The organism is Acidovorax sp. BoFeN1, from assembly GCF_003345135.1.
GTDB lineage: Bacteria > Pseudomonadota > Gammaproteobacteria > Burkholderiales > Burkholderiaceae_C > Acidovorax > Acidovorax defluvii.
This window is the reverse complement of the sequence record NZ_QOZT01000106.1, coordinates 1-11,517: the sequence shown is the minus strand read 5'-3', so window position 1 is coordinate 11,517 and position 11,517 is coordinate 1. Positions and strand designations below refer to the sequence as shown.

The 11,517-nt window shown below is 60.2% G+C and carries 12 protein-coding genes; all 12 read right to left on the bottom strand.

Annotation, left to right across the window (positions count from 1 at the left end; translation table 11 throughout):
- On the bottom strand, positions 1 to 251 hold a 251-nt coding region (gene recO, locus DTW89_RS17230), incomplete at its 3' end, for a DNA repair protein RecO (RefSeq protein ID WP_201741032.1).
- A 161-nt stretch (positions 252 to 412) separates the two neighbouring features.
- Complete coding sequence (era, locus tag DTW89_RS17225; protein WP_114656817.1) at positions 413 to 1,417, bottom strand: GTPase Era; 1,005 nt, start codon at positions 1,415 to 1,417, stop codon at positions 413 to 415.
- Positions 1,414 to 2,097, bottom strand: a complete 684-nt coding sequence (gene rnc, locus DTW89_RS17220; protein WP_024814403.1) for a ribonuclease III — start codon at positions 2,095 to 2,097, stop codon at positions 1,414 to 1,416. Before rnc ends, era begins: the two co-directional genes overlap by 4 nt.
- The gene (locus DTW89_RS17215) at positions 2,098 to 2,460 is read right to left on the bottom strand and encodes a DUF4845 domain-containing protein (RefSeq protein ID WP_114656816.1); all 363 of its coding nucleotides are present in this window, start codon (positions 2,458 to 2,460) and stop codon (positions 2,098 to 2,100) included.
- A 35-nt stretch (positions 2,461 to 2,495) separates the two neighbouring features.
- Positions 2,496 to 3,470, bottom strand: coding sequence for a signal peptidase I (gene lepB / locus DTW89_RS17210; RefSeq protein ID WP_114656815.1), 975 nt, complete (start codon positions 3,468 to 3,470; stop codon positions 2,496 to 2,498).
- On the bottom strand, positions 3,470 to 5,278 hold the full coding sequence (gene lepA, locus DTW89_RS17205; RefSeq protein WP_111865523.1) for a translation elongation factor 4: 1,809 nt from the start codon (positions 5,276 to 5,278) through the stop codon (positions 3,470 to 3,472). Before lepA ends, lepB begins: the two co-directional genes overlap by 1 nt.
- Before the next feature lie 510 nt (positions 5,279 to 5,788).
- On the bottom strand, positions 5,789 to 7,201 hold the full coding sequence (locus tag DTW89_RS17200; protein ID WP_406557763.1) for a DegQ family serine endoprotease: 1,413 nt from the start codon (positions 7,199 to 7,201) through the stop codon (positions 5,789 to 5,791).
- A 616-nt stretch (positions 7,202 to 7,817) separates the two neighbouring features.
- Positions 7,818 to 8,435, bottom strand: coding sequence for a sigma-E factor negative regulatory protein (locus tag DTW89_RS17195; protein ID WP_114656814.1), 618 nt, complete (start codon positions 8,433 to 8,435; stop codon positions 7,818 to 7,820).
- 70 nt (positions 8,436 to 8,505) lie between these two features.
- Complete coding sequence (gene rpoE / locus DTW89_RS17190; RefSeq protein ID WP_024814397.1) at positions 8,506 to 9,132, bottom strand: RNA polymerase sigma factor RpoE; 627 nt, start codon at positions 9,130 to 9,132, stop codon at positions 8,506 to 8,508.
- Positions 9,133 to 9,145: 13 nt separating this feature from the next.
- A complete protein-coding gene (locus DTW89_RS19440) occupies positions 9,146 to 9,667 on the bottom strand; it encodes a hypothetical protein (RefSeq protein ID WP_161555648.1) in 522 nt (173 codons plus the stop codon).
- A 100-nt stretch (positions 9,668 to 9,767) separates the two neighbouring features.
- Positions 9,768 to 11,012: a beta-ketoacyl-ACP synthase II gene (fabF, locus tag DTW89_RS17185; RefSeq protein ID WP_024814396.1), complete on the bottom strand. Its 1,245-nt coding sequence runs from the start codon at positions 11,010 to 11,012 to the stop codon at positions 9,768 to 9,770.
- A gap of 48 nt (positions 11,013 to 11,060) precedes the next feature.
- The gene (acpP, locus tag DTW89_RS17180; protein WP_003058049.1) at positions 11,061 to 11,300 is read right to left on the bottom strand and encodes an acyl carrier protein; all 240 of its coding nucleotides are present in this window, start codon (positions 11,298 to 11,300) and stop codon (positions 11,061 to 11,063) included.
- Between the last annotated feature and the right edge of the window lie 217 nt (positions 11,301 to 11,517).

Genomic DNA, 11,517 nt, shown 5'->3' with positions numbered 1-11,517 from the left:
CCCACCCACTCGGCGCCCTTGAGCGTGTGGATGTCGGCCGTGCCATCCCCTGTGAGCGTGTAGGTCACCAGCAGCGGCTGCAGCGGCAGCAGCACAGGACGGAAGTTGGAGCTGGGCTTCTTGGCGCCCTTGGCCACCAGGGCCACGCGCCCCTGGCGTCGGCAAAACACTTCCAGAATCAGGCTGGACTCGCTCCAGTCGTAGCTGTGCAGCACGAAAGCAGGTTCATCGGCAATGCGGCGCACTGGCATGAAATAAACGCTACGCCATCCCTCAAAAGGCGGCGGAGCAGGCCATGCCAGCGGTCGCCGTGGAACGGGCTTTGCCCGACCACTGGCGTCGTTCCCCTTCCCGCAGCGCGCAGCGATGCGAGAGAAGGGGGAAGCGGCGCAGCCGCTCAGGGGGATGGTCGCTATTCATAGCCGAACGAGCGCACGCGCGCTTCATCGTCTGCCCAGCCAGAGCGCACCTTGACCCACAGCTCCAGGAACACCTTGGCATCCATGAGCTTTTCCAGCTCCTGGCGGGCTTCGGTGCCGATGCGCTTCAAACGCTCGCCCTTGTCGCCGATGACCATCATCTTGTGGTTGTCGCGCTCGACCACGATGGTGGCAGCGATCTTGACCATGCGTTTGTGCGCCTTGCTGGCTTCTTCATCGAACTTGTCGATGACCACCGTGGAGGTGTAAGGCAACTCATCGCCCGTAAAGCGAAACAGCTTTTCGCGCACAGTCTCGGAAGCGAGAAACTTCTCGCTGCGGTCGGTCAGCTCGTCTTCGGCATACCACCAGGCCTGCTCGGGCAGGTATTTGGCGCAGATGCCAAAGAGGCGTTCGATGTCGCCCTTGTTCTTGGCCGACATGGGCACGAATTCAGCAAACGGGTGGCGCTCCTGCATGCTCTTGAGCCAGGGCGCCAGTTCGGCGCGGCGGTGCACCATGTCGAGCTTGTTGGCCACCAGCAGCGTGGGGATGCCGGGCTTAAACAACGAAAGCACCTTGGCATCGGCCAGCGTGAAGTTGCCTGCCTCCACCACAAACAGGATCAGGTCCACATCGCCAATTGCGCCCATCACGGTCTTGTTGAGCGACTTGTTGAGCGCCGTTGCGTGGCGGGTCTGGAATCCGGGGGTGTCGACAAAAATGAACTGCGTCTGCTCGCGCGTGCGGATGCCCGTGATGCGGTGCCGCGTGGTCTGCGCCTTGCGCGAGGTGATGCTGATCTTCTGGCCCACCAGGGCGTTGAGCAGCGTGGATTTGCCCACGTTGGGTTTGCCCACGATGGCGATCACGCCGCAGCGCTGGCCCGGCACGGCTGCCGGAGCGCCCGCAGCAGCCAACATGGCATCCAGGTCATTTTGCACCGGAGCGCTTGCTGGGCTTGCGCCATCAGCTACATCTTTAGTAGCATCGTTCATATGTTTTTCGCTTTCAGTGTGGCCAGCATGGCGGCGGCGGCGGCCTGTTCGCCGGCACGGCGCGAACCGCCAATGCCACGTTCGGCCAGGCCCAGTTCGGTGATCACGCATTCCACGTCAAAGGTCTGGCGGTGCGCCGCCCCTACCGTGGCCACCACGCTGTATTGCGGCAGCTTCATTTTGCGACCCTGGAGCCACTCCTGCAACGCGGTCTTGGGGTCTTTGGCAGCGGCCTGCATCTGAGGGTTGATCTCCACCCCCTGAAACAGACGGTGCACCAGCGCTTCGGCACTGGTGTAACCGGCATCGAGGTAAACGGCGCCAATCAGGGCTTCAAGGGCATCGGCAAGAATGGAGGGCCGTTGCTGGCCGCCAGATTTGGACTCGCCCTCGCCCAGGCGCAACACGTCAGACACCTGCAGACGCAGTGCCAGCTGGTGCAACGTATCCTGCTTGACCAGGTTGGCACGCACACGCGAGAGATCGCCCTCGGGCAAATCGCTCAGCCGCTGGTAAAGCAAGCTGGCCACAGCCAGATTGAGCACCGAATCGCCCAGAAACTCCAGGCGTTCATTGTGGTCTGCCGAAAAACTGCGGTGCGTGATGGCACGCTGCAGCAATGACGCGTTGGAAAAGGTGTGCTGCAGACGGGTCTGCAGCGCTAGTAGAGCCGGCTGCACCTAGTTGGTCTGCGCATCAAAGCGATACACCAGGTAGGCGGGGCCTGCCAGGGGAATCTCGCGCGCATACTTGAAGGACACCACCACCTTGTCGCCACGCTTGGTGATTTCGAGGTCCGAGCCCTTGACCGAATTGATATCGTCAATGGCTGCCGCGCGGTCAAAAGCGGCCCGGATGGCGGGCACGGTGCTCTCTATCTTGGCCTTCTCGATGGCCTTTTTGGCCGCGACATATTCCAGAAAAATCGGAACGGACTGCCCACCAATGGCAAAGGCTGCCACCGCAAACAAACCGACAAAAATCAGCCCAAAGAATGACAGGCCGCGCTGGCGCGACCGACTGGCTGTGCGATGCATGCTCATACTTTTACCCCCTCGTTGTTGTGTGTCTGCGCTCTTCAATGAAAAGCGCCAATCCGCTTGAGATTGCCAAAATTCATCCAGACAAAGAACGCCTTGCCCACGATGTTGGCCTCGGGAACAAACCCCCAATAGCGCGAATCCAGCGAATTATCGCGGTTGTCGCCCATCATGAAATAGTGCCCCTGTGGCACCTTGCAAACGACGCCTTCGACACTGTAGCGGCAGTTATCGCGGTAGGCAAAGTTGGTGGCCCCCTGCACAAAAGCAGGCGCCTCGGGGGTGTTCAGCAGCCGGTGCGGCTGGGTACCCAGCTGCTCTTCGTACTGCTTGAAATACCGCATGCTGTCTTTGTCAAAGAAATCCGGCGCAGCCGTGGTGTCAACCGGCTTTCCGTTCACGGTGAGGCGCTTGTTGAGGTAGGCCACTTCGTCGCCAGGCACGCCCACCACGCGCTTGATGTAGTCCAGGCTGGGCTGCGGTGGATAGCGAAAGACCATCACATCACCCCGAGCGGGTTGGTTGCCCTCAATGATTTTGGTATTGATGACCGGCAGCCGCACGCCATAGGTGAACTTGTTCACCAAAATCAGGTCGCCCACCAGCAGGGTGGGAATCATGGAACCGGACGGGATCTTGAAGGGCTCGAACAGGAACGAGCGCAGGAAAAACACTGCGGCGATCACCGGAAACAATCCGGCGGTCCAGTCCAGCCACCAGGGTTGCATCAGGATGCGGCCCTTGGCCTCCTGCACGTCCACATCCACCTTCTGGATGCCCATGCGGTCGAGTTCGGCGCGGCGTTGTACGGCCGCATCCTCGATGGCCTGCGCCGCCCGGCGCCTGCGCGGCAGAAAAACCATGCGCTCTGCCAGCCAGTAGGCCCCGGTGACCACGGTGGCCAAAAACAGCAGCAACGCAAAGTTGCCCTCGATGGCGCCCATGTACCAGGCGCCGACGTAGCCCGCAAAGGCAGCGAGCACCAGAGAAGTCAGGATCTGCATGAACTGCATCAATCTTCCACCTGCAAAATGGCCAGAAATGCCTCTTGGGGCACCTCGACCGAGCCAATCTGTTTCATGCGCTTTTTGCCTGCCTTCTGCTTTTCGAGCAGCTTGCGCTTGCGGCTGACGTCACCGCCGTAGCATTTTGCCAGCACGTTCTTGCGCAGTGCCTTGATGGTTTCGCGCGCAATGATGTTGGCGCCGATGGCCGCCTGAATGGCCACGTCATACATCTGGCGGCTGATGATTTCGCGCATTTTGGCCACCACGGCACGACCGCGGTACTGCGACTGCGAGCGGTGCACAATGATGGACAGCGCGTCCACCTTTTCGCCATTGAGAAGAATGTCGACCTTCACCACATCGGAAGCACGGTACTCCTTGAACTCATAGTCCATGGAGGCATAGCCGCGCGACACCGACTTGAGCTTGTCGAAGAAGTCGAGCACGATCTCGCCCAGCGGCATTTCATAGGTGAGCATGACCTGGCGCCCGTGGTACGCCATGTTCATCTGCACACCGCGCTTCTGGTTGGCCAGCGTCATCACCGGGCCCACGTAGTCCTGGGGCATGTAGAGGTGCACCGTGACGATGGGCTCGCGGATTTCCTCCAGCCGCCCCTGGTCGGGCATCTTGGACGGGTTCTCGACCATGATCACTTCGCCATCGGCCCGGACCACCTGGTACACCACGCTGGGCGCGGTGGTGATGAGGTCCTGGTCGAACTCGCGCTCCAGTCGCTCCTGCACGATTTCCATGTGCAGCAAACCGAGGAAGCCGCAACGGAAACCAAAGCCCAGCGCCTGGCTGACTTCGGGCTCGTAATGCAACGATGCGTCGTTGAGCTTGAGCTTTTCGAGGGCGTCGCGCAGCGAGTCGTATTCGCTGGCCTCGGTGGGGTAAAGCCCGGCAAACACCTGGGGCTGGATTTCCTTGAAACCGGGCAGCGCTTCGGTGGCGGGGCCCGCGTTGTTGGGCAGCTTCTTTTCGAGCGTGATGGTGTCGCCCACCTTGGCCGCCTGCAGCTCCTTGATGCCCGCAATGATGTAGCCCACCTGACCGGCATCGAGCGAATTGCGTGGCTCGTTGGCCGGTGTGAACACACCCAGGTTGTCGGCGTTGTAAACAGCGCCCGAGGCCATCATCTTGATGCGCTCGCCCTTGAGCAGGCGGCCATCGACCACGCGCACCAGCATCACCACGCCCACATAGCTGTCGAACCAGCTGTCGATGATCATCGCGCGCAGGGGGCCCGTGGCGTTGCCCCTGGGCGCTGGCACCTTCGCGACAATGGCTTCGAGAATTTCGTCAATGCCCATGCCGGTCTTGGCCGAACAGGGAATGGCGTCGGTCGCGTCGATACCGATCACATCTTCGATTTCCGCCTTGGCATTGTCGGGATCAGCGTTCGGAAGATCCATCTTGTTGAGCACGGGAACCACTTCCACACCGAGGTCCAGCGCGGTGTAGCAATTGGCCACCGTCTGCGCCTCAACACCTTGCGATGCGTCCACCACCAGCAGCGCACCCTCGCAGGCCGACAACGAGCGGCTCACTTCATAAGAGAAGTCCACGTGGCCCGGTGTGTCGATCAGATTGAGGTTATAGACCTGCCCGTCCTGGGCCTTGTATTGCAGGGCAGCAGTCTGTGCCTTGATGGTTATCCCACGCTCTTTCTCGATGTCCATCGAGTCAAGCACCTGCGCCTCCATGTCGCGGTCCGCAAGTCCGCCACACCGCTGGATCAAGCGATCGGCCAACGTCGATTTGCCATGGTCGATGTGCGCAATGATGGAAAAATTTCTGATGTGTTTCATCAACGGGAAGCGTCAAGTAATTGAATTGAAACGGCGCGGACAAGAAAAAAGGGCGCGTCGAATGGCGACGCGCCCTGAACCAACAATCATTGGCAACTGCGAAGGTTGGAGCCTCATTGTAGGCAAAAAGCCTGAACCCATGAGCCATCAACCCCACATGTGAAGCGCGTTGCTGCAGTGCAACAAGCATTTTATACACAACTTATTCACAAGCAGCATCCGAGCAACATGGGACAACTTGTGGGCTAGCTGCGGATCTGTGGTGCAGGGGCCATGCCCATTTCACAATATGATCCCAGCGCCGACTCATATGTCGATATGTGTTGAACGCAGGGCCGCATTCTATCCAATCTGATCGATGCGCAGTTTTCCGGGTGAGCGAAAACCAACCCTCATCTTCCGAAATTAATTTGGCCGCAGTTGCTCTCGGCGGCGATCCAGACGAAAGAAATCCCGGATATACACCCGGGATTTCCCTGCGCGCCCTCAGGGCGCCCCCTCAGTGCCAGCTTATTTGGAAGGGCGAATCAAGGCATATTGGGCCCATTCACCCCGACGGTACAACACATTGATGGGCTTGTTCTTGTCCACCTTGGCCAGCGCCGCCTCCAAATCCTTGACCCCGCCAATTTCGGTGTTGGCGATGGAAAGGATGACGTCACCCTCGCGCAGGCCGGCACGTGCAGCGGCATCGGTGGCCGAATTCACCACCACCCCACCCCGGATGTTCAGCTCTTTCTTTTGCGCATCGGTCAGCGCGCTCACCGATAACCCGATCAACTGTGCAGCAGCCGAGGCTTTTGGTTTTTCTTCCCGCTCCGCAGCCTTGCGCACCGGCTTGTCGCCCTCGATTTCCGCGATGGTGAGGCTCAGGTCCTTGGCGGTGCCGCGGCGGAACACCGTGACCGTGCTTTTCGTTCCGGGCTTGGTGTTGCCCACGAGGCGCGGAAGATCTGCCAGCTTGTCGATCGCCTTGCCATCAAAACGGGTGATGATGTCGCCCGCCTCGATGCCTGCCTTTTCAGCGGGCGACCCGGACTCCACGCCCGTGACCAGTGCGCCCGATGCCTTGCCAAGGCCAATGGATTCGGCGACATCTTTGGTGACCTGACCAATCTGGACACCGATGCGCCCGCGGGTCACGCGGCCAGACGCACGCAGTTGCTCACTGACCCGAATGGCCTCGTCCATGGGAATCGCAAACGAGATGCCCATGAAGCCGCCAGACCGCGAATAGATCTGGCTGTTGATCCCCACCACCTCGCCGCGCATATTGATCAATGGCCCGCCAGAGTTGCCGGGATTGATGGCCACGTCGGTCTGGATGAATGGCAGATAGTCCCCCGTATCGCGTTGCTTGGCGCTCACGATACCGGCGGTGACCGTGCTCTCCAGGCCAAACGGCGAACCGATGGCCATCACCCATTCACCCACCTTCAGGCGGCTGACGTCTCCCACCTTCACAGCGGGGAGTCCTGTCGCTTCAATTTTGACCACAGCCACGTCGGTGCGCTTGTCGGTCCCCACGATCTTGGCCTTGAACTCCCGCTTGTCCGTCAGGGTGACGATGACCTCGTCAGCGCCGTCCACGACGTGCGCATTGGTCATCACGTAACCGTCGGCCGTCAGGATGAATCCCGATCCCACGCCCCGAGGCTGCTCCTCGTCGGGCTGGGGCCGCTGAGGCCTTTGTTGCCGGGGCATGTTGGGCATGGGCACACCAAAACGCCGAAGAAACTCAAGCATGTCTTCATCCATGCCGTTGGTGTTGGTACGGGCCGACACCTTCTCGGAGGTGCGAATGTTCACCACCGATGGCCCCACCTGCTCCACCAGTTCGGTGAAGTCCGGCAAGCCACGCGACGCGGCAGTTTGCGCATGGGCTGCACCATGGGGCACGACCACCAGACTCGCTGCTCCCATCAGCGCGCCTGCGAGTGCATACGAGTGCAGTTTTTTCCAATCGATCCTGAGCATCATCGACCTTTCTTGAATTGTGGCAATGGTTACGAACAGATGTTGTATGCCTGTGAAGGCAACAGGAGTCACTTGGTTCCCTGAAGCACGCGCTCCGTTGTACCCCACGCAACAGCTGGCGCGATCCAGCATACGGTGCATGCACGTGGGCTCCCTGCCCAAGTGGCTCGCATCAGATGCAGGGATTGCAGTGGAATCGCGTTGTGAGCAACAGGCCAGGCGCCGGTCAGGCGTCCGGCGGCGATAAAGCTTTGGTATATCGCCCAGGATTGCTAGCAGTTCTCGGGCCAGTCTGGATGCATCCCGTGTCTTCAGGCGAGCAGCTTTAGCCCAAGCAGGACGACGCGCATTACCTCATTGCGCCGGAAGATGGCACGAGGCGCGCCATGTGTCGCCTCTACGCGCTTGATTTGCCGGGATCCGCTGCCAGCATGCGCGGCTTTGGCACACGCCATTGCCCCACAGAACCGGCGGCACGACAAACTTGTCCAGGCAACTGCGTTGGCCGGAGCACTTTGCTCGCGTTCGCTTCATTCGGCGAACTGAATCGCCCCTCAACGCATCAGCGGGCAGGGGCCTCAAAAGTGGCATTGCGCAGAAAACCTGCGGGCATCTGCAATGCGGACGTGCTTCCAAATTGTTTGTGGGCGGCTAAAAGCTCATCGAGGCGCGGGTCGCGAATCATGACCTGCTGGCCATCGTTGACCGAAACGCTTGCCACGGCAGCTGCCGGCTGGGAAGGCGCAGGCGCGGCAGCCAATTGGGCACCAGAAGTCGCCCCGCCCTGCAACCCTGCCAAAGAACTCCAGCCAATGGCGGCTACGGCGGCCAATGACGCAAATCCGGCAGCCATCTTCCATAGGAAAACCGATGAATTTGCGGCAACCGCCGTCTCGGGCATAGCAACCTGTTGCACCTCCGGCATGGCTTCGGACAGACTCCCGTACAGGGGCTCTTGCGCCAGTTGCTCGCGAAGCCGCATCACCATGGAGTGATTGCCCGGCTGGTGTCGGGCCAGTTCGGGAGCACGCAAGACATCACCCACCAGATGATAAATCTGCCAGGTGGATTGACCCTCGTCCTGCGTCGCGAATTGCAGGGCCTGCGCCAGTTCCTCGCCCTGCAGTTCCCCGTCGGCCAAGGCCGACAATTGTTCGCGTTTCATCAAGTCTGTGTTCATTGCGTCACCTGCCAAACATCATCCCGGCCCCAATGGCCGCATCCATGTACCGCCTCCGAAGAAACGTCCATCACCAGCGCTTGCCCGACTGGTTTTCCAGCAGAGGGCGCACACGCGCAGAAATCGCCTCTCGGGCACGAAAAATCCGCGACCGTACCGTTCCGATGGGGCATTCCATCGCCGCGGCAATTTCTTCGTAAGTCAATCCTTCTATCTCACGCAAGGTCACCGCTTGGCGTAAATCCTCCGGCAATGCCTCCATGGCCGCATTCACGGCCTCGGCAATTTCACGTGCTGCAAGAATGGTTTCGGGTGTTTCTTCGGAAATTAGTTCATGTCCAAGGCGGGAAGTTTCATCTTCGTCATCACCGCCACGCAGAGCGTTTTCCGAAATGACGGGATTGCGCTTCATGTCCATGAGCGCCTTTTTCGCTGTGTTGACGGCGATCCGGTACAGCCAGGTATAAAACTGTGCCTCGCCACGAAACTGGTGCAGCGCCCGGTAAGCGCGGATAAAAGTTTCCTGCGCAATATCCGGTACGAGGTCCGTGTCCCGCACCATGCGCCCAATCAGACGTTCGATGCGCCGCTGGTATTTGATGACCAGCAATTCGTAAGCGCGCTGGTCGCCCGCAACCGTGCGCTCCACCAGTTGGAGGTCGCTGTCTGTGGGGGCTGCAGGGGAAGTTACGGTCATGGTCACTTTGAATTCACGCTGGCGGGCGTCTGGCCGCAGCGGGTTCGTCGGCCGGGGTGGCCTCGGGCTTGGGGCGCGAATATACCGCACGCCGCAGATCGCCCCATCGTTCAGGAGCGCCCTGACGCTCCAGCCATAACCAGGTGCGGCGCCCACCTGGTTCATCCAGACAAACCCACAGGTGACTTTGTAGATCCAACCTTACCCACAGGGCTCCCTTCAGGGGATGCACCGGGTCGCCAGGCGGACCGGCCTCCAGGTGCCAGCGAACACCATCCCACTGCAGCACCCCATCCAGCCGCTGGCGCCAGAAATGCACAACCGCACCCGCAGCACACAGCCAGACGCCCAGGGCTACGGACAATCGCGCCACCGAATCGCCGGCCCCTTGCAAAAGCCAGAACCACAACCCGGCACCACCCGCTCCCCACAGGAAAAGCATTCCCCACAGCAGCACCGAACCCTGTCCGATGGGATATCGGACAGGTGGAGCAGAAAAATAATGGGAGCCGCGGCGCATGATCAGCGTCGCCAAGGCAATTGCCGAAAGCCGGACAACCCCAGCGCGCGGAGCGAAGCAGGGCAAAAAACCGTTTCGGGGCTGTCACCAACAAGGGCTGGTGACAGCAACCGCATCAAATCCGCTTGAAGACCAGCGTGCCGTTGGTGCCGCCAAAGCCAAAGTTGTTCTTGACGGCGATGTCGATCGGCATGTCCCGCGCCGTATTGGCACAAAAATCCAGATCGCACTCGGGATCCTGGTTGAAGATATTGATCGTCGGCGGCACCTTTTGGTGGTGCAACGCCAGTACGGTGAACACGCTTTCAATTCCACCGGCACCACCGAGCAGGTGGCCTGTCATGGACTTGGTGGAGCTGATCACGGTCTTGTAGGCATGATCGCCCAAGGCCGCCTTGATGGCGTTGGTTTCGTTGAGGTCGCCCAGCGGAGTGGACGTGCCATGGGCGTTGAGGTAATCCACCTGATCGGCGTTGATGCCGGCATTGTGCATGGCGTGCAGCATGGCGCGGCGTGGGCCATCCATGCTCGGAGCCGTCATGTGGCCGGCATCGGCACTCATGCCAAAACCGCTCAGTTCGGCATAGATCTTTGCACCGCGCGCCTTGGCGTGTTCGTACTCTTCGAGCACCATCACGCCCGCACCCTCGCCCAGCACAAAACCGTCGCGGTCTTTGTCCCAGGGGCGGGAAGCGGTTTTGGGGTCGTCATTGCGTGTGGAAAGTGCACGCATGGCGGCAAAGCCACCCACGCCCAGGGGCGACACGGTGGACTCGGTGCCGCCCGCCACAGCCACATCGGCATCGCCGTATTCAATCATGCGACCTGCCTGCCCAATGCAGTGCAGCCCGGTGGTGCACGCAGTCACCACCGAGAGGTTGGGCCCCTTGAAGCCAAACCGCATCGAAACATGCCCAGCCACCATGTTGATGATGGAAGCGGGCACGAAAAAAGGAGTGATGCGCCGAGGACCCCGTGCGGTCAACTCGGCGTGGGTGTTCTCGATCAGCGGCAAGCCGCCGATACCAGAACCGATCACGCAGGCAATGCGCGTTGCCAGTTCGTCGTGCAGGGCCTCACCCGTGGGCAAGCCTGCATCCTGCACAGCCTGGGCCGCCGCAGCGATGCCGAAATGGATGAAGGCGTCCATCGCGCGCGCATCCTTGGCGCTGATGTAGGACTCCAGATCGAATCCCTTGACCTCGCCTGCAATCCTGCAGGAAAAGTTCGACGTGTCGAACTTGGTGATGAGATCAATGCCGGACTTACCGGCCAGGACATTGGCCCAGGAATCCGCCACCGTGTTACCCACGGGACTGACACACCCCAGGCCGGTCACGACAACGCGACGACGGCTCATGCGTAAAAACCTTCTGCTGATCGCTCAAGACAGGCGCTGGACGCCCGCTCAGGCTTTCTGGTGAGTGTTGGCGTAGTCGATGGCGTTTTGCACCGTCGTGATCTTCTCTGCGTCTTCGTCAGGAATTTCGATGCCAAACTCGTCTTCGAGTGCCATCACCAATTCGACGGTGTCCAGCGAATCAGCGCCGAGGTCGGCCACAAAGGCTTTTTCGTTGGTGACCTGGGACTCTTCAACGCCAAGTTGTTCGGCAATGATTTTTTTGACGCGTGCTTCGATATCGCTCATGGTTTCCCTCTGGGGGTTGTGAATGAATCCGCGATTCTAGCCGCTTGAGGAAACCCCTCAACACGACCCGTCGCACGGATGAACCGACGTTAAGGCTACGCTGAACAAGCCGTCGAAAATTTCCGCGCAAACCTGGATGACGCAGTTTTTTGGACTTTTATGCCTCTCGCGCGGCCCATTTGGGCAGTTCGCGGGGCGCTGAGGCCCGATTTCCGCC

What these genes read in the sequence shown, in the direction of transcription:
- DTW89_RS17200 (WP_406557763.1), bottom strand. Translation starts at nt 7,201, where the DNA reads ATGGGAGCAGCGAGTCTGGTGGTCGTGCCCCATGGTGCAGCCCATGCG.
- rpoE (WP_024814397.1), bottom strand. Translation starts at nt 9,132, where the DNA reads ATGACCGTAACTTCCCCTGCAGCCCCCACAGACAGCGACCTCCAACTG.
- acpP (WP_003058049.1), bottom strand. Translation starts at nt 11,300, where the DNA reads ATGAGCGATATCGAAGCACGCGTCAAAAAAATCATTGCCGAACAACTT.
- era (WP_114656817.1), bottom strand. Translation starts at nt 1,417, where the DNA reads ATGAACGATGCTACTAAAGATGTAGCTGATGGCGCAAGCCCAGCAAGC.
- fabF (WP_024814396.1), bottom strand. Translation starts at nt 11,012, where the DNA reads ATGAGCCGTCGTCGCGTTGTCGTGACCGGCCTGGGGTGTGTCAGTCCC.
- lepB (WP_114656815.1), bottom strand. Translation starts at nt 3,470, where the DNA reads ATGCAGTTCATGCAGATCCTGACTTCTCTGGTGCTCGCTGCCTTTGCG.
- lepA (WP_111865523.1), bottom strand. Translation starts at nt 5,278, where the DNA reads ATGAAACACATCAGAAATTTTTCCATCATTGCGCACATCGACCATGGC.
- DTW89_RS17195 (WP_114656814.1), bottom strand. Translation starts at nt 8,435, where the DNA reads ATGAACACAGACTTGATGAAACGCGAACAATTGTCGGCCTTGGCCGAC.
- DTW89_RS17215 (WP_114656816.1), bottom strand. Translation starts at nt 2,460, where the DNA reads ATGAGCATGCATCGCACAGCCAGTCGGTCGCGCCAGCGCGGCCTGTCA.